Below are 18,624 nucleotides of genomic sequence, written 5' to 3'. Positions count from 1 at the left end.
TCTGTGGAAAAGAAAGCCCGGCTTGACCGAATTGACAAAAAAATCCTTGAAATACTGAGCCAGGATGGTCGCATCTCTTATCAAAAGCTCTCTGAACAGGTAAACCTTACCGCTCGCCCTTGTCTGGAGCGCGTACGGCTACTGGAGCGTGCCGGTATTATCCGCGGTTACAGCGCGATTATTGAGTTGCCGGAACCTGCGCATGCTTTTGTTATACAAGCACAAATTGCACTGGCCGACCATGGGCACTCGCAGGCGGCATTCGAACAGGAAGTATGCAAAACGCCGGAGGTGCTGGACTGTTGGTTGGTCGGTGGCAGCTTCGACTTCCTGGTGCGCATTGGCTGTCGTAACATGGAACACTACCGGTTACTGGCTGATAGTTGGCTGACCAGTAAAAAATTCCGGGTCGATAAAATTGTCACCCTGACGGAATTACAAACCATCAAACGCACTTAAATCCGCAGTGCCCGCACGGGATACTTAATCGTGACGGGCAAAAGCCAGCCAGCGCCGTTCTGCACGTGAAAATAGGTAAATCAGCATAAAAGTGCATAACAGATAGAGCGCCGCCGCCATCAGGAACGGGATGAACGGGGAATAGGTTGCCGCATAGAACGAGCGCGCCACGCCGGTAATATCCAATAGCGTTACGGTACTGGCAAGCGAGGTGGCGTGTAGCAGGAATACCATCTCGTTATTCAGCGCTGGGATACCGCGCCGCAATGTTGCGGGCAGTACCAACCGGCGAATAATCTGCCACTGGCTCATGCCAAAAGCTTCGCCAGCCACCCACTCCTGACGTGGAAACGTCACCATCATTCCCGCCAATAATTCTGCCACATAAGCACTGGTATTCAGCACCAGCGCGAGCGTGGCACAGAAAGTGGCATCACGGAACAGCAGCCAGAACGGTTGGTCGTCCTGCCAACCCAACTGCACGATGTCAAACTGTGACAAACCGTAGTAGATCAGCATTAATTGCAGATAGAGCGGCGTGCTACGGAAAAAATAAGTTACGCTGCGGATGAACCAAGAGAGCGGCCGTGGGCCAAAAGCTTGCCCAACTGCCATCAGTAGTGCCAATAATAAACCCGGCACCACGGACAGTAAAAACAGCTTAGCGGTCATGGCCAACCCGGTAACATCCGACCCGTCGCTATACAAAAATGTCGGTGCAGCCTCCAGCATGGTTTGCAGATTCATCCTTGCCTCGCTGCACTAGAGGTTGACAGCGCATAGCGCCGTGAAAGCAGACTGAATCCCCAACTAGAAAGCGCGGTGATGACCATGTAAATCATCGCCACCAGGAAGTAAAACAAGAACGGTTTTTGTGTCGCCCGCCCTGCCTGTTCAGCCAGCCACACCATATCTTCCAAGCCCAGAATGGATATCAACGCCGACGCTTTCATTAAACCAAGCCAGTTGTTATTGATCCCCGGAATGGCAAAACTGAGCATCTGTGGCAACATAATGCGCCGGAATACCTGAGCAGGACTCATACCGTAAGCTATTGCGGCCTCCAACTGACCACGATCAACGGTTTGAAATGCGCCCCGGAAGGTTTCAGTGTAGTAAGCGCCGAATACAATACCAATGGCCAACACGCCAGAGATAAAAGTGTTGAAGCGAACCGGCCCCACGCCCAATAAACTGAGGAACCCATTCACCAGCATTTCGCCACCGAAAAATAGCAGCAACATAATCACCAGTTCAGGAATCCCTCGCACCAACGTGGTGTATCCGGTTGATATCCAGCGCAACCAGCGCGGACCAAACAGTTTGATAACCGCATTGATCAACCCAAGTACCAGTGCCACCGCGAGTGACAGCAGCATCACACACAGTGACAACCCCGCCCCCTGTGCCAGTAAAGGCAAATATTCGGCTACCATTATTGGCCCCCTGTCGCTGAAAAACCGGTGCCGGGCGCGTTAGTCATCGGCCCGGCGGGTTTACATCACAAAAAATGGTGGAGCACTCAGTTGCCGTAAATATCGAAACTGAAATATTTTTTCTGAATGGCGTCATAAGTACCGTCAGCACGGATCGCCTTAATTGCTCCATTCAATGCATCGCGTAACGCTGGATTATCTTTACCGACGGCGATACCCACATCAGATGAGATAGTTTCGTCTTGGATAACTGGCCCGGCAAAAGCAAATTTCTGCCCACGCGGGGTATCAATAAAGCTACTGGCAGCCTGAATGTTATCTTGTAGCGAGGCGTTGATGCGCCCAGACAGCAGATCCAGATAGACATTGTCCTGATTAGCATAAGAGACGATTTTCACCCCTTGTCCACCCCAGTGTTTTTTCGCATAGGTCTCATGGATTGAGCCGGTTTGCACACCCACGGTTTTGCCTTTCAAGCTGGCGGTGTCCGGTAACAGCGGACTGCCTTTGCGCGCCACCAATTGTGCGGCACTGCGATAGTATCGATCCGTGAAATCCACTTCTTTTTTGCGCTCTTCAGTAATGGTCAGCGACGCAATAATTGCATCGAACTTACGGGCATTAAGTGCCGCGATCATGCTTTCAAACGGTTGTTTAACGAATACACACTTCGCATGCAGGTTTTCACACAAGGCATTCGCGATATCGATATCAAAGCCGGTGATCTCGCCACTGGGAGAAAGAACATCAAAAGGTGGATAACCCCCGTCTACACCAAAGCTAATAGTGTCAATGGTCTGAGCCGCCACGGGCGCGGAAAGTATCAGGCCGGTCAATATTGCAGCTAATGTCTTTTTCATGGTTAAGATCCCAATGTTGGCAAGTAATAGAAACCGCAAAGATTAGAAACGAAGCGAGAGGCAGGTCAAGCCGCCATCCATTTTTTTAAATTCACTGGTATCAAGTAGAATAATTGGCATTCCCAGCTTTTCAATTTGCGCCAACGTGTAAGGATACCCTTGCGGTGTAATCAACGTATCATTGATCCACAAAGTATTACCGGCGTAAGACTCATCTTCAGGAATAACAATGGTATTAAACCGAGAAAACGCAGGATGGTGCTGATAATCCTCGGTCAGCAACAAGGTGTTACGCCCAACATAGTTAACAATCGACTTCAGGTGTAACCCCGCACTCACTGCTATTGGCGTTACCCGATAGCCATAGCGCGCGACCGCGGCAGTAAACTCGCTGATCCCGACTTCATCAGTGCGTGAAGTCAGGCCGATAAAAAATTGTTTATCCACCAACAGCACATCACCCCCATCAAGATGGCCTTGCTCGCTCATTCGAAAGACCGGACGGTCGGTAAATAGCGGCTCGATAGTCGCCACTTCGCCTTGGCGGCTGGGTGCCCCAGGGTGGGTTATCACCGCCAGTTCCGGCATGACGACGGCAGTATCCTCAACAAAGTGCGCATCAGGGAATGCCGGTGCTGCCGGTAAAATAGTCACTTTCAGGCCAAGACGGAGCAAGGTATCAACGTAGGCCAAAAATTGGTGACCCGTCACAGCAATATCTGGGGCGCCCAATTGGGACGTGGTCTGGCCGCTACCACAGGTAGCCGCCGGCAGTCTGGCAATGGCTTGAGTAAAGTGCATAGGCGAGTCTCTTGATTGAGTGTTGCAAAAGTGTTGATCTGATTATTAAACAGATACTGTTACCAATCAGGTTGAATCAGCTATCACTGCCATACATTTACGCTGTATATGACTCTCTCTGCGACCTATTCAGTTGTCAGATGAAAACCATAGACAACCCGCTTTAGCTATATACTATTTGATATAACTTATCGGGCAGTATCCGAGACAGGCAAGCTACCCTTCCTGTCTCTGCGCGCGTAGCGTGCTAGCGAACCTAAGGAAACCGAATGAAAAAGTTAATCATGGTGATGATTACACTATTGCTGATTGCCTGTGCAAATACCGGTCATGTCGGCGTGAGTGGGGGTTCGGGCGGAGTATCGAGTATCAGCATTGGCACCGGCATTCGCCGGTAATACAGGCAGGTGTTTTCAGTCCCTGCCTTACCAGTATTGACTGTAAAATTGGCTGTCAGCTATCTGTTTTTCAGGACTGGAGCATCCTCGGAAAAACGTGCTGAAATAGCATCCCGTTCATAACCTTGCCGCTCAGTCAAAATGGTATATAACTCAGGGCGGCGACCATAGATCCAGCGCCGTCCAGTACTGAGTGGGATCAAGGAGAGATCCAGCTCAGCGCACACCATCATGTCGGCGGCCTCCCAGGTTTCATTGATGATGCGACCATACGGGTCCAGTATCATCGCATTACCGGTGCGCACTTCATCATCATCGGCCCCAATACCATTACTGAACAGAATAAATAAACCATTATCATGTGCCCGGGCTGGTAACCAGCGCATCAGCCATTCCCGGCCATTGATGCCACGAATTGCCGCGGTTATTTCTTCTTTTCGTTCAACACGTTGTTGCCACAGTTCGAGTGGAATGGGCTTCATGCCATAAGGGCTACGGGAGTGAGTTCCACCGGTTTGGTGTGGTGCCAATAATATATCCGCGCCCAGTAAGGTGGTAGCGCGAACATTCTCCACCAAATTGTTATCCCAGCAGATAAGTATGCCCACTTTGACCCCCCAAGGGGTGTCAAACACGGTGTAAGAATCGCCGCTGCTAATGGTTGGATGCTCAAAAGCATGCAATTTGCGATGAGTGTGCCAGGTGCCATCAGGCATGCAAGCAACATAGGCGTTATAGAGTCGCCCGTCATCTGCCCGCTCAATCAGACCCACACCAATAAGCATTTGATATTTAACTGCTAACGCACGAACCAAGGCGATTGATGGACTGTTTCCTATCGATTCCGCCAGTGCATTGACTTGCACCGCAGTCAACTTAGGGACATGCCAGTATCCAGTGATACACATCTCTGGAAAGGCTAATATTTTGATGTTTTGCAGGGCTGCCTGCTCGATAAACTTCTCAATAACCAACAGATTATATTGTTTGTTATTGGCCTGATGCTGGAACTGCACTGTTGCTGCTGTTATCAATGGTAATTCAGTCACATTATCCTCCTAGGGCATCTACCGCTGATTTTTATCATTGGCATTACAGCAGCCGTATTGATAACTTTATAATGAATGATTTTCCTTTATCGATTACCAATTGGAATGAAACAGTGAATATTAAGTTGCTAAAAGCCTTTGTTATGCTGGCACAGAAAAGCAATTACAATGAAGCTGCACAGGCGCTTTGTATCACGCAACCGGCCCTGTCTAAGCAGATTAACTTATTGGAATCGATGCTAAATCTTCATCTGTTCTCACGCGGGCGTCATGGTGCGCTACTGACCCCTGGCGGCCAACAGTTGCTGGCAGAGGCGGAGAAAGTGATTAATCAGTCTAATTTTTTTCTACAACATGCCGCCAGAGTGGCCAAGGGCATTGAAGGGTTTATATCGATAGGTTTTGGATTGTCGACTTTCTATACTGCTCCGCACTGTATCGCCAAATTCAGAGAGCAGTTCCCTGGCATTGCCATTACGTTGGAGGATATCCCCTCGGCACAGCAATATGCATTATTAACCCACGGTGAACTGCAAATAGGATTTGTTCGAGTGCCGCCCAAGGCGCCGTTACATTATCATCCCTTATTTGACGATCGCCTGGTGCTGGTAACCCCGCAAGATAAGGCACTAACACTCGACGAATGGTTAAAACATCTGCCGTTACTGCGTTTATATACCGAGCGTGGGCGCGGGCTAAATGCACAAATTGACCTGTTCTTACAGTCAAATCAACTCTACGTGCCAGCGATGCAAGAAGTTGAGGATATTCAAACCATACTCGCACTGGTGATTGCCGGTCTCGGCGTGGCATTACTGCCGCAGAGTGTGGTGCATATCGCGCCCCCGACGATGAATATTATTGCGCTCAGCGGTGACACCCTCAGTTGGCAAGTGGGTATCGCTTGGAATAATACTATTCCTGATTTGGTGCGGGACAATTTTATTAAGATGGTCATCGAGCATAACCGGCAAAACATCGATTGATACTTTGCCGGTTTATGGCGCGATTAGATTAGCGGAACGGCGGCTCGTTAAAGGTGCGCAGTTTGCGTGAATGCAGTTGATCACCCTCCGCGCGCAATAAATCTATTGCCCGAATACCAATCTGCAAATGCTCAGAAATAGCACCTTCATAGAAATGGTTAGCTTGCCCCGGCAACTTGATTTCGCCATGTAACGGTTTATCTGAAACACAGAGCAATGTGCCATAAGGCACTCGGAAGCGATAACCTTGAGCTGCAATGGTGGCACTTTCCATATCGACGGCAACTGCGCGGCTTAAGCTAAAACGCAGTGCTGACGCAGAAAAACGCAACTCCCAGTTACGGTCATCAGAAGTGACTACCGTCCCAGTGCGCAACCGCTGTTTGACTTCAACGCCTGGCATGCCACTCACCGCTTTGGTGGCGTCGTACAATGCCCGCTGTACCTCAGCAATACTTGGGATCGGGATATCTGGCGGCAACACCGCATCCAACACATGATCATCACGCAGATAGGCATGAGCCAGCACATAATCGCCGATGGCCTGACTTTCACGCAATCCACCACAGTGCCCAATCATCAACCATGCATGAGGCCGCAGTACCGCCAGATGATCACAAATAGTTTTGGCATTGGATGGGCCGACGCCAATATTCACCAAAGTAATGCCATGACCCCCTTCTGCAATTAAGTGATAGGCCGGCATCTGATGTTTTTTCCATGCCAGATCAGAGGTGGTCTTTTCAGGATCAGCATTTTCAGCCGTTATGTAGCTGCCACCGGCACAGGATAAGGCTTTATAAGGGCTGGCGGAGTCGAGAATCTGCTCACAAGCCCAACTGACAAACTCATCAACATAGCGGCTGTAGTTAGTGAAAAGGATATAAGGCTGAATATGTTCTGCGGGGGTGCCGGTGTAATGTTTTAGCCGCGCCAGTGAAAAATCAGTCCGCAAGGCATCGAAATGCGATAAGGGAAAATCAGCGGTGGCAGTATCAATACCATCAGTAATGCCATCACCGATTTTTGCCAAATCCGTGGTTGGGAAGTGCTGAGCAAGGCCCGCCGTCATTGACCGGTCGAGAATGAGGTCAGAACCGTCGATCACAAAAGGATATGGCATTTCTTGTTGTGACGGTGTCACTTCAAACACCGCGCCGTACTCACTTTCAAGCAAGGTGAGTTGCTCTGTCAGATAGTCCCGAAACAATGTCGGCCGAGTAACAGTAGTACTGTATTGCCCGGTCCGTGAGAAACGCCCATAAGCACGGGTACGCTGGTGGTCGCGGAATCTTCCGTCCCAACTGACGCTGAGCTGCGGATATGAAAACAAACCCTTAGCCCTTTCACCAACATCCGGCAGAGCGCCATCGCGAATAAAAGCGCTAATGGCATCACGCAATGCCGCAAGTGCTGACTCGTATAGCGTCTCAAGCCTATCAATCGCTTCGCTGGCTGATAGGTGAATGGTATTTTGTGATTGATTCAAGATATCTCCTTTCAATACGCGTAAAGGCGGTGCTTAGCTTACTCAATTAACCGACGCAGAAACATAGTAAAAAACACGGTTTTACTGTCCATCGACGTAATGTGCCCTGTAATGAACATTTTGCCGTTACAGGTCAAATATCCAAACACGCGTTACACCAAAAACCTCCATTCATTGAAAACAAGAGGACATTTTGCCACTTATTCCGTCGTTTGATTCCCCTTCACCAACACTAAAGTATAGGTTGTCGCAGATAACACATTATTTTCTGCCTTGGGCAACACTATAAAGGTCTCTTTTGCGTGGCAAAATCATTTTTACGCAGTGGTAGTTTGGACGACATTCTGGCGTTAGGCGAAAACGGGCAACCGGTTTATGCCTCTGCACGGCAGATAAGAGAGGCATTACGCCTTAAAAAACAGCAACATATTGCTGACTGTCTGGCCATACCTCAACTTAATGAACGCGGCGACCGCATAGATTGGTATGCCCCCATTGAAGGCAAAGTGACCTCATGGCTGGCAGCCAGCAGTGTTGAGCGCAAGGCAGCGGTTAAGCAGTTGTCAGCCTGTCTGGCAAGTGCCAATGACTTGTGTCAGCGGGCGCAAAAATCAGATAACGCCGCACAGCAGCTATTTGGCGTACTGTTGGCCAAAACAATGCAATTCCCCGATCAAAATCACGTTTATTTAGTGGCAGGCAAGCCAGTACTGACCTTTTGGGGATTTGTCAGCCCGGATAAAAAAACACGCACTGACCCACTCGATTGTCTGCGCCAGACCACCGAAGTTTACGAGCCGATTGAACCTATTATCGCTACCATTGCGGCCCCAATGCCCACGCCGCCTGCCGCTGCTGTCAGTGAGTTAGCACCTCAGGCCGAAACTACGTTGCTGCCCCCCCTGCCGGAGCCTGTCGCAGAGGTCACCCCGCCATCAAAAGCAGTAAAAAAACCAACACGTTGGCTACGATTTAGCTGGATGTTACCGGTGTTGGCGCTAATCATCGCCTTGATAGTGCAATTCAGTGGTGGAATGCCGGAAAATGCCGCTGCCGCCCCAGATGTTAAGCCCACTGTCCTAGAAGATAAATCAGCCACTGAAGATAGAACCCTGTCAGTTAAAGACCTTGCACCGGTAACCACTGCACCTGTTGCTCAAATTATCCAGCCCACAATTGCATCACAACTGCCGTTGAATAATGCCACCGTCGTGCCTGCATCAGCTATCGCGGAACCAACCGCCGTCGCATTGCCGACCACCGTTGAGAGCAAAAGTGCGCTGATACTCCCTTCAGATGCCGTCAAAGTGGGATCGACTACATTCCTTAATGGAAACTGGCGTGTCAGCCCGGATATTAAAACCGCCCAAACCGGTAAAGCACCCAGCCTGAAGTATCAAATTAAAAACGGTAAAGGTACGGTGAAAATCACCCACGGGGATAACGTGACTTGCCGCGCAAATATCACTGCTGGTGTAATGAAGTCAGGCAATTTGGTAATCAATAGCCGCTATAGGGCGCAGTGCAGTGATGGTTCAAAATATCAAATGCCTGAGATCGTCTGCAAACAAGGCGTGAGCGGGATTGCAGATTGCAAAGGCCGTTACGATGCCAATACGACCCTTCCAATGACGATGAAGCGTGAGACTAAATAATATTATGCTGGCAACGATCACGGATTTAAAACAGAAAATTACGCTTATTCAGGACAGCGGCATTCAGTTTCTGGACTTCGCTTTAAAGCCCCAATTAGATACTGAGCTGCCAAATAAATTCGTCCGCAAAAGCGCTAATGGCCCACTATTACGCCTGAACTACCATCCACATAACGGTAAATATTCGCTAATGGTACCCGGCTCAGCCCCAGAGATTGTTAAACCTGAATTTAGTATTCCATTGGAACAATCGCTAAAACTGCTGAACAAGATTTGGTTGCCGCTGCCCTTCTTGCGTTTTAATCCGCCGCGCACCTTCGTTAATGGGCCTGATAACTGGGCCAGAGTACAGATTTTAGTGCTAGATTCGCCAGATCAAGATGGCAATACTTTACGTGCCACCATGGCATTTGATACCAAAGTCTATCCTGAAGGTGATGCTAATGAGTATTTGGCACCTAATGAAAATGATGTCAAAACCGGATTAAGTTTCGCCCTGGCCTACCACAATGAAGAATTGGCAGAATTCCTTGATTTAACCTGGGTTGACGGTTGGTTGCGGGAAGTTTTTGTTCAACAGGCATCAGAGCAGGAAGAACGCACCGAAAGGCATATCAGTGTGTCGCTGCGCGAATTCGAATATCAGGCGCACTATCTTAATTTGCTGGAGTTACTTGGCAGCCAAATTGGTGTGCCAGAAATAAAAATCAATACCAGCACCCTACAAGAACCTACCGTTAATGTTGATTTGATCCTCGATGTCGGCAACTCGCATACCTGCGGCATTTTGGTGGAAGACCATGCAGATGAAAGTAATGGCCTGAAACAGACTTACGAATTACAAATTCGTGATTTAAGCGAGCCACACTATCTGTATAACGAACTGTTTGAAAGCCGGATTGAATTTGCGCAAGCGAAGTTCGGCAAACAGAATTTTTCGGTGGAAAGTGGCCGTGACGATGCCTTTATCTGGCCTGCGATTACCCGTGTTGGTCGTGAAGCCAGCCGTATGGCACAGCACCGTTTAGGCACCGAAGGGTCTACCGGCATTTCCAGCCCCCGCCGCTATCTGTGGGATGAAGAGACCTATACTGCGGGCTGGCGCTTCAACGAGACCCAAACCACACTAATACATGAACCGCTGGCGACGGCGTTGCCGCTGACCAATCTGGTCAATGATGACGGCCAACCGCTCTATACGATGCCAGTAGATGAACGGCTCCCGGTATTTTCACCACATTATAGCCGTAGTTCATTGATGACATTTATGTTGTCGGAACTATTGGCGCAAGCGCTGATGCAAATCAACAGCGCGGCACAACGTTTAAAAATGACCCATGCCAATGCGCCACGGCAATTACGCGCCATTATCTTAACGCTGCCGTCCGCCATGCCAAAACCGGAGCGCGAGATATTCCGCCGCCGGATGAATGAAGCCATTGCCTTAGTTTGGAAATCTATGGGTTGGCATCCGGCAGATGATAACTTTGCATCCACCCAAGGCCGCGCCAAAAGCCAGGTTCCAGTACCAGATGTACAGATGGAATGGGATGAAGCGACCTGCGGTCAGATGGTTTATCTGTATAACGAAACTCAAGTTAATTTCGGTGGCCGTACCGCAGCCTTTTTTGCCAGTATGGCACGACCCGATAAACAGCCGGAAGCTGGGGATGTTGCCGGGAAAACCTTACGTATCGCCTCTATCGATATTGGCGGTGGCACCACCGACCTGGCAATTACGCAATATTGGCTGGATGATGGTATTGGCAATAATGTCAAAATCAGCCCGCGCCTGTTATTCCGTGAAGGGTTTAAAGTGGCCGGTGATGATATTTTGCTGGATGTTATTCAGCTCTATCTTCTACCTGCCCTCCAGGCTCGCCTTAAGAAAGCTGGCGTCACCAATACTGATGCCTTGCTGGATAAATTATTCGGCAATGATGGCCGCATGGATGGGCAATCAGCCCTGCGTCAGCAAGCCACATTGCAGATATTTATGCCCGCAGGCCGGGCTATTCTGGAAGCCTACGAGAACTTTGATCCCCTGGATGCCAGTGCAGAAATAGACGCTAATTTTGGCGAGCTATTGCCCCAATTACCGACGCAGAAAGTCCTTGATTACATTAACAGCGAAGTTCAGCGTGAACTAGCAACAGATGCTGGCGGGTTTGATATTTTGCAGGTTCCGTTAGTATTAAAGCTAAGCAAGTTGCACGGTGAGTTTTTATCTAACCGAATGAGTATTACGCAAAACCTGCGTTCACTGTCTGAAGTGGTATCACTCTATTCTTGTGATGTGCTGTTATTGACTGGCCGCCCTTCACGCTTCCCCGGCATTCAGGCACTATTTCGCCATCTGCAACCTCTGCCCAACAATCGTATTCTCTCGCTGGATGGATATCACACCAGCGATTGGTATCCGTTTAACAAGCATGGTCGCATTGATAACCCAAAATCGACTGCCGCAGTGGGGGCAATGCTATGTTTACTGGCACTGGACTTACGGCTGGCCGGTTTTTACTTTAAAGCCGGTGATTTCCAACCTTATTCAACCATACGCTACCTCGGGATGTTAGACAGCAGCGACGCACTGACAGAAGAGAATGTCTACTATCGCGATATCGATCTGGATAGCAGCAATTTTGCCTTGCCATCCGACGCTCATTTTCAGGTTAGAGGGTCGTTGTGCCTTGGCTTTCGCCAGCTCGATAATGACCGTTGGCCTGCCTCGCCGCTTTATACCTTATCCATTGTTGATCAGGAACTGGCGCGCAAAGTCGCGGGTGACAGCGTATTGCATGTCAGACTGAGATTAGCAAAGGGCGACAAGCAGAATGACGATGGTCAGGAGCGCTTTGAGATAGCGGATGCCGTATTGCAAGATGGGAGCCGTGTGCCATCCCACCACCTGCGCCTCAAGCTCAACACATTAGCCAGCAACGGTTCAGGATCAACCCATTATTGGATTGATAGTGGGAGTGTATTTAGAAAATGAAATCATTAATCACCCAACAGCTCAATAACCAGCTTGAGCAGGTCACACAAGGTATTGATCAAACAATTGATTGGATTAACAATGTGCGCCAACACGCCATTCGATTGGATATTGAAGCCGATCTTCTCACCATCAAACTGCGTCGCCATCGCAATAAAGCACGTCAACTAACGGAAACATCCTTAACCGGCATGAGCATTGGCTTTTTTGGTCAGTCATCTGCCGGGAAACAGCACCTTATTTCAGCGCTGGCGGCGGATGAAAATGGCCGCTTGGAAACCACCCTTGGCGGGAAAACTCTCGACTTTTGGCAACAAATAAAACCGGGCTATCAGGCCAGCGGGCTGGCAACACGTTTTAGCCAGCAAGCCGTTAGTCATTCCGAAAGCCATCCGGTACGGCTTTCTCTTCTCAGTGAAGTGGATATTGCTAAAATAGTTGTGGGTGCTTTTCTACTGGATAACCCTCAAGGCCCCCGTCATCAGGATGGACGAGAGCATTCGCTGGATGAACAGCATATTACTGACCATCTGCAACAGCTCGTTATGCGCAGACAACCGATCGCCAACGCAGGTATCAGCAGTGATGATGTCATTGGGCTGTGGGATTATCTGGTTCGTCATGACGCCCCGCGCCAGAGAAAACTGGAAACTCATTTCTGGCCGGTGGCCATTGAACTGGCTCCTTATCTGAGCATTGATGATCGTGCCCTTTTGTTCTCATTACTGTGGACAGAATTACAGCCATTGACCGATGCTTACCGCCATTTTGCCTATACTTTGCAACATCTGGGCGGCGCGACTCAAGTACTGTCACCACTAAGCGTATTAGTGGACGATACCCTACTGCCCGCCAATGGCGTTATGAATGTTGCGACACTCTATTCTCTGAACACACCCGCGGATAGCCACATTCAAGTTATACCCTTAGTTGATGACAATGCGACTGATTTAGTGACGTTGTCACTTGCTGAGCTAACTTTTTTAGCTGCCGAGTTACATATCCCGCTGACCACATCTACCCGTAAAAATGTATTTGAATCCATTGACTTGCTAGATTTCCCTGATTTTACTGAGCCATTCGATACACCAGAATACCTTGAACATCCTCCTTATCCGCAGGCCGTTTTGCTATCTCAAGCTAAAAATGCCTATTTGCTTGACCGCTACACGGATAAACAGCAGATAAACCTGCTATTAGTCTGTAATGCGGCGGGTAAACGCTCAGAAGTCAAAACTGTCAGTAAGGCACTGGATTATTGGGTTAAGCAAACACAGGGGGAAAATGTGCAGGTGCGTTCCCGTCGCAATCCTGGGTTAATCTGGGCATTAACACCTTTTGATCAACGGGTTACTGCTGACCCACAGTTGGCTGGTGCGAAAAATTATGACGAAGCGGTACAACGTCATGTGGGTAATCCTGGTGATAGCTGGGGCTCCATGCTGGCATTGGACACTCGTGGTGTTGAACGAATGGTCACTTATCTGACCCAAGAGATCCGTCGTGATATCAAAACAGAACGGATAACCGAACAACTTCATGAGTTACAACGAGAATTGACCGATAATCTGCTTGCAGGCTGGTATCAGCCAGCAAACAGCGAATTGCAACAGAAACAACGTATTGCTGAAACCTTACTCAAAGCCTTACAAACGCGAACCGGCTTACACGGCGAGTTATTAGAGCGACTGCTGCCCTCTCGTGATGAGTTACGCGGTTTATATCTACAACAGCAAAACCGTGCGGCTGAATTGATCACCCCAGCGACCCATAGCGAACCTTTTAGTATCGGTATCGATATCGACTTATTCAGTGATCAGCCCGAATCCGCGGCATTTCAAACCACGGTAACACCTGCGATAAGCCATGATTATGAAACAGCCTATGCCGCAAGTGTGCAGCGTTATTGGATAAATCACCTGCGACAACTGCCCGATAACGGCCCATTGATTGAACTGCTCGGTATTGCCAAACCCACCATTGAATTGCTGGTTGCAGAACTGATTACCGCCAGTATCCGACTGGATATCGCCGGGCAGTTAATCACGATACTGGCAGACAGTGAGCAAGTTGGTCTGCACCGTGAAACCAAAGCCGATCGTCAGGTATCGCGTGCGTTGACGGTATTGGGCGATTTTGTTGCCTGGCTTGGTTTCTTACAAATAGAGGAAAACCAGCGCCCTGATAGCCGTATTAATCGGGGAAATAAGATTTTTGCCCAACCACCTAAATCAGTATCGCCGTTGGGGGCATCACAGCGATTGACCAAATTGGCATTGACCCCAACCAATAATACTGCATTTTATATTTATGATTGGCTGGTTGGCTTAGGTGAAATGATTATTCACAACCAGGGTTATTCTGCCAGCAGCGAAATAAACTTGCAGAATCGTGAACAATTAGCGGCAATATTCTTGCTGATTAATCCGCAATTCAGGCCGTAAACCATCAGTAATATATCCGTTATTCCCCGTTGAGTCGGGGGAGTAACGGATACCACCATACTGAACTCAACCCATTGGTTCTAAATCACTATCTCCGACCGGCAATGCCCTAAGTACCACAATGCCTGGGGTTTTCTTCACATATTCCAAGAAAGGTGAGTCGACAACTTTATTGTTCCCTTTCATTGATGATGCATTACGGAACATCGCGCCTTTTGCTGTCCTGATAAATATTCCTGTATGGGTGACATCCAGACCTAAAATAGGGGTGTAAATGCCGATATAATCCCCATTTTTTAACTCCGCGACTACCGCATCATTAATAAACTCAGCCGGAATATAAACAATATTACGCTCAATAGCACTCAGCCCGGGGATAAACTCGCCACCCTCTTTTTTCTGATTCAGATTTTTGAGAACAGTGTGGGTATGAGTACTTATTTGTGCAGTAACATCTTGTGCGTTTAAAGGGGATCGCTGTGACCAGTCAGTAAAGAAATGTTTTCGGTGCAAGTAGCTGACATCAGCATCAACATATCTTGTTCTGATAACTTGCTGCACAAACTCCGCCTTGCTTCCTGATTTTCGCAAGGCTTCAACATAATCCAGGTAGGTGAAGCAGTCCAATCCACGGAAATCGACCACTAACTGTTCCGGTTGCGTTAGCGAACCAATGAGTACATTTGCCTCATAAGGTGTACCTAAAAACTCAGCAGATATATTCGCAATAGCATCACCCTTATTGCTATAAGGTGCTGTTTCTAATTTAGCTTCTATAATACTGGTGATACGATTTGCGGTGTAATTATCAATGCTGACCGTTTCGGGAGGGGGTTGTTTCGCACCACATCCTGCGATAACAGCAATGAGAACCAAAGATAACGATTTATGCATAAGTCCCTTCTATGCCTTATCAAGCGGCTATTCCATACACTCCAAGAGTTTTACTTTAATGTTTAAATTTTAAACAAGGTATCAACAAGAGCAGATTAGCCTGTGTTGATAGGCTATCTGAGTGCTGACACCTCATGCTATATGATAAAAAACCTTATCTTGCTAAATCGCTAACCAAACATCTATTAATTACTTTAATTTTCAAATAATTAAAAAAAATATTTAACTACCGCGTCCAGCCACACCAGTAACGTTGTGATCCGCCTCAGATTTTTGCATTGTTATCATTCTGATTGCTTGTGCCTTTTGGCGAATCGTGTTTATCTTTTAAGGCTTATTACACTTATTGATGAGATACCTCGTGAACTATTCCACTGCCACCTTCAGTCTACAAAATACTGCGTATGTTAACGCAGTGGTAGTCGTACGCGTGCTAGTGGTGGTGGTCGGCAGCGCGCCGTAACGGGTACCGAATCCAGAAAGATTCCCAAACCCCGCCGGCGCCAGCCGAGCGGGGTTTCTTTTTAGCCCCACTCTGTTAACCGCCGGCCCTGATGAAGGATATAACCATGCGTTATACAGGCGCCCAATTAATAGTTCGCTTGCTCGAGCAGCAAGGTATTACCACGGTCGCAGGCATTCCCGGCGGCGCAGCGTTACCGTTGTATGATGCTCTAGGGCAAAGCCGTATTATTCGCCATGTGCTGGCACGACACGAACAAGGTGCTGGCTTTATGGCTCAAGGCATGGCCCGCGCCACCGGCCAAACCGCAGTCTGCTTAGCCTCCAGCGGCCCTGGGGCAACCAATCTGGTCACGGCAATTGCCGATGCCAAACTAGACTCTATTCCACTCGTGTGTATTACAGGTCAGGTTTCCTCCTCAATGATTGGCACCGATGCTTTTCAAGAGGTTGATACCTATGGCATATCGATACCTATCACCAAACATAATTATTTGGTTCGCGATATCAGCGAATTGCCCCGGGTGATCCCGGCGGCATTTCGCATTGCCCAGTCTGGGCGGCCCGGTCCAGTATGGATTGATATTCCCAAAGATGTGCAAACAGCAGAAATTGAGCTTGAGAGTTTGCCGCTACCAGGAGTTGCCGATGAACCTTGCCCAATAGACCCACAAGCTATCGCGCACGCCGCTCAAATGATCAACCGTGCGGCACGGCCTGTGCTCTATCTGGGGGGAGGAATCGTTAGTTCGCAGGCACACCAACAAGCAATACAACTGGCTGAACAGGCTGGACTGCCAACTACCATGACATTAATGGCACTGGGTACCATGCCCGTTGACCACCCATTATCCTTGGGAATGTTGGGAATGCATGCAGCACGCTCAACCAATCTGATCATGCAACAAGCTGATTTATTGATCGTACTTGGGGCGAGATTTGATGATCGTGCTATCGGAAAAGCAGAACAATTCTGCCCTGATGCTAGCATCATTCATATTGATATTGACCCAGCTGAATTAGGCAAAATCCGCCGACCACACCTGGCAATGAATGCCGACATTAAGCAGGTATTAACCCACCTGTTGCCTTTAGTTGAAACTCGTTCACGCAGCGAATGGCGCTCAACCGTCAGTGATATGCAGCGCGAATTTCCGTTCAATCAACCCAACAGCACCAACCCACTGTGCCACTATGGTTTGATTCGCGCGGCGGCCGAAGCGCTGGATGATGACACCATCATTACCACTGATGTGGGACAACACCAGATGTGGGTAGCGCAGGCTTATCCGTTGCATCGCCCGCGACAGTGGTTAACGTCTGGCGGACTGGGCACCATGGGATTTGGTCTGCCCGCTGCCATTGGTGCAGCACTGGCGAAACCAGAGGCAAAAGTAGTGTGTTTTTCTGGTGATGGTAGCCTGATGATGAATATTCAGGAAATGGCGACCGCCGCTGAAGAGCAGCTGAACGTTAAGATTATTTTGATGAATAACCAATCATTGGGTTTAGTCCATCAGCAACAGGAACTGTTCTTTGGTAAACGTATTTTTGCAGCCGATTACCCGTATCGCACAAACTTCATCCATATCGCAGAAGGGTTTGGTTTCTCCACATGTGACCTCAACACAGCCAGCGACCCTTATGCTGCCTTGCATGAAGCCTTAAACCGCCCAGGCCCAGTATTGATCCACGCACTGATTGATGTGGATGAAAAAGTGTATCCGATGGTGCCACCGGGTGCTGCAAATATCGATATGATTGGAGGGGAGTAATATGACTACTCAACAAATGGCAGGACAACCAGCACCAAACCTATCGACATCTGCGCAGGTGACACTGTTACTCACAGTACGCAACCACCCCGGGGTGATGTCTCATATTTGTGGGCTATTTGCCCGGCGCGCATTTAACGTCGAGGGAATTTTGTGTATGCCGTTGGCTGGCGGTGACGAAAGTCGCATTTGGCTGCAAGTCTTGGATGATCAGCGATTACTGCAAATGATAAGCCAGTTGGAGAAACTGGAAGATGTGCTCCAGGTGCGCCGCTTCGGGCCTGAAATGCCTATTTTTGACCAAGTAGAAGACTTAATTGCCAATCAACGGTGACGTTGTCACTAGCATTGAATTACGTTAGATGGCAGACCTTAGTTGTAAACCCGCACTTCCGCTTACTGGCGGCTGTGCGGGCTAGCTCAATTTTAGGCTGGATTAATAGCAAATAGCGTTTCTATCTCAATATTTATCTCAGGTGAGAATAAACCTTTAACTTCAACCAAAGAACTGGCTGGCAAGTTTGCACCATAAAATTTATACATAACATCACGCAAGGTACTTAGCTGCGAAATGTCCGTCACAAAAATCGTTATCTTAATAAGATCAGCAAAACTGCTATTTTCAGCCTGCACAATGCTAGCGATTTGATGAAAAATCTCTGTAGCTTGTTCGGCCATACTTCTCCCTTGTGCAATGGTACCGAACGCTGTCATACCTGAAATATAAAGCAATCCATTGTGCTTCACGCTATGAACGTAAGCCCCCGCAGGGTTAGCAAGATGAGGATAGTTTTTACGAAGTAACGTCATATTTAAAATTCCTCTTTAAATCTATTGAAAATAAAATCTTGCACTCACCCCGTGGCTACGGGCCTTCCTTCAGAATTAATATAGTCAAGCTTTGCAACTAATATACGAGCA

The 18,624-nt window shown here is 48.5% G+C and carries 16 protein-coding genes; 8 read left to right on the top strand and 8 right to left on the bottom strand.

Features of this window, described 5'->3' with window-relative positions; genetic code table 11:
• Window positions 1-3: 3 nt before the first annotated feature.
• Window positions 4-459 carry an Lrp/AsnC family transcriptional regulator gene (locus tag A6J66_005450; protein PNM23691.1) on the top strand — a complete coding sequence of 152 codons (456 nt, stop codon included), beginning with the start codon at window positions 4-6 and terminating at the stop codon, window positions 457-459.
• Between the two features lie 24 nt (window positions 460-483).
• Here A6J66_005450 and A6J66_005445 read toward each other — a convergent pair whose 3' ends face one another.
• The 5 genes from A6J66_005445 to A6J66_005425 all read right to left on the bottom strand — a co-directional run bounded on the left by A6J66_005445 (window position 484) and on the right by A6J66_005425 (window position 5,003).
• Window positions 484-1,206, bottom strand: coding sequence for a polar amino acid ABC transporter permease (locus tag A6J66_005445; GenBank protein PNM23690.1), 723 nt, complete (start codon window positions 1,204-1,206; stop codon window positions 484-486).
• On the bottom strand, window positions 1,203-1,895 hold the full coding sequence (locus tag A6J66_005440) for an ABC transporter (GenBank protein PNM23689.1): 693 nt from the start codon (window positions 1,893-1,895) through the stop codon (window positions 1,203-1,205). The genes A6J66_005445 and A6J66_005440 overlap by 4 nt, the downstream gene beginning before the upstream one ends.
• A gap of 86 nt (window positions 1,896-1,981) precedes the next feature.
• Window positions 1,982-2,755, bottom strand: a complete 774-nt coding sequence (locus tag A6J66_005435) for an ABC transporter substrate-binding protein (GenBank protein PNM23688.1) — start codon at window positions 2,753-2,755, stop codon at window positions 1,982-1,984.
• A gap of 42 nt (window positions 2,756-2,797) precedes the next feature.
• The gene (locus A6J66_005430; GenBank protein ID PNM23687.1) at window positions 2,798-3,556 is read right to left on the bottom strand and encodes an amidinotransferase; all 759 of its coding nucleotides are present in this window, start codon (window positions 3,554-3,556) and stop codon (window positions 2,798-2,800) included.
• Window positions 3,557-4,013: 457 nt separating this feature from the next.
• On the bottom strand, window positions 4,014-5,003 hold the full coding sequence (locus A6J66_005425; protein ID PNM23686.1) for an acyltransferase: 990 nt from the start codon (window positions 5,001-5,003) through the stop codon (window positions 4,014-4,016).
• A 113-nt stretch (window positions 5,004-5,116) separates the two neighbouring features.
• Between A6J66_005425 and A6J66_005420 the strand changes: the two genes are divergently transcribed.
• Complete coding sequence (locus A6J66_005420) at window positions 5,117-5,989, top strand: LysR family transcriptional regulator (GenBank protein PNM26904.1); 873 nt, start codon at window positions 5,117-5,119, stop codon at window positions 5,987-5,989.
• 28 nt (window positions 5,990-6,017) lie between these two features.
• Here the strand turns inward: A6J66_005420 and A6J66_005415 are convergent, their stop codons facing one another.
• Window positions 6,018-7,478, bottom strand: a complete 1,461-nt coding sequence (locus tag A6J66_005415) for an AMP nucleosidase (GenBank protein ID PNM23685.1) — start codon at window positions 7,476-7,478, stop codon at window positions 6,018-6,020.
• 332 nt (window positions 7,479-7,810) lie between these two features.
• On the opposite strand from A6J66_005415, the gene A6J66_005410 reads away from it, so the two are divergent.
• Genes A6J66_005410 through A6J66_005400 form a run of 3 tightly spaced genes read left to right on the top strand, consistent with a single transcriptional unit; the run spans window position 7,811 to window position 14,572 of the window.
• Complete coding sequence (locus tag A6J66_005410) at window positions 7,811-9,133, top strand: virulence factor (protein ID PNM23684.1); 1,323 nt, start codon at window positions 7,811-7,813, stop codon at window positions 9,131-9,133.
• Window positions 9,134-9,137: 4 nt separating this feature from the next.
• A complete protein-coding gene (locus A6J66_005405; protein PNM23683.1) occupies window positions 9,138-12,128 on the top strand; it encodes a virulence factor SrfB in 2,991 nt (996 codons plus the stop codon).
• Window positions 12,125-14,572 carry a virulence factor gene (locus tag A6J66_005400; protein PNM23682.1) on the top strand — a complete coding sequence of 816 codons (2,448 nt, stop codon included), beginning with the start codon at window positions 12,125-12,127 and terminating at the stop codon, window positions 14,570-14,572. Before A6J66_005405 ends, A6J66_005400 begins: the two co-directional genes overlap by 4 nt.
• Before the next feature lie 66 nt (window positions 14,573-14,638).
• Here A6J66_005400 and A6J66_005395 read toward each other — a convergent pair whose 3' ends face one another.
• Entirely contained in the window at window positions 14,639-15,466 is an 828-nt protein-coding gene (locus tag A6J66_005395; protein ID PNM23681.1) for a DUF1460 domain-containing protein, read from the bottom strand.
• Window positions 15,467-15,815: 349 nt separating this feature from the next.
• On the opposite strand from A6J66_005395, the gene A6J66_005390 reads away from it, so the two are divergent.
• From A6J66_005390 to A6J66_005380, 3 genes are all read left to right on the top strand, one after another.
• The gene (locus A6J66_005390) at window positions 15,816-15,929 is read left to right on the top strand and encodes an ilvB operon leader peptide IvbL (GenBank protein ID PNM23680.1); all 114 of its coding nucleotides are present in this window, start codon (window positions 15,816-15,818) and stop codon (window positions 15,927-15,929) included.
• A gap of 91 nt (window positions 15,930-16,020) precedes the next feature.
• Window positions 16,021-17,703 (top strand): acetolactate synthase, large subunit, biosynthetic type, encoded by a 1,683-nt coding sequence (gene ilvB, locus A6J66_005385; GenBank protein PNM23679.1) that lies wholly within the window; start codon window positions 16,021-16,023, stop codon window positions 17,701-17,703.
• Between the two features lie 16 nt (window positions 17,704-17,719).
• Window positions 17,720-18,037 carry an acetolactate synthase 1 small subunit gene (locus tag A6J66_005380; protein ID PNM26903.1) on the top strand — a complete coding sequence of 106 codons (318 nt, stop codon included), beginning with the start codon at window positions 17,720-17,722 and terminating at the stop codon, window positions 18,035-18,037.
• A gap of 92 nt (window positions 18,038-18,129) precedes the next feature.
• Here A6J66_005380 and A6J66_005375 read toward each other — a convergent pair whose 3' ends face one another.
• Entirely contained in the window at window positions 18,130-18,513 is a 384-nt protein-coding gene (locus A6J66_005375) for a RidA family protein (protein ID PNM23678.1), read from the bottom strand.
• Between the last annotated feature and the right edge of the window lie 111 nt (window positions 18,514-18,624).

This window comes from Yersinia enterocolitica (assembly GCA_002082245.2).
Classification (GTDB): Bacteria; Pseudomonadota; Gammaproteobacteria; order Enterobacterales; family Enterobacteriaceae; genus Yersinia; species Yersinia enterocolitica_E.
This window is presented reverse-complemented; position numbering and strand designations above follow the sequence as displayed.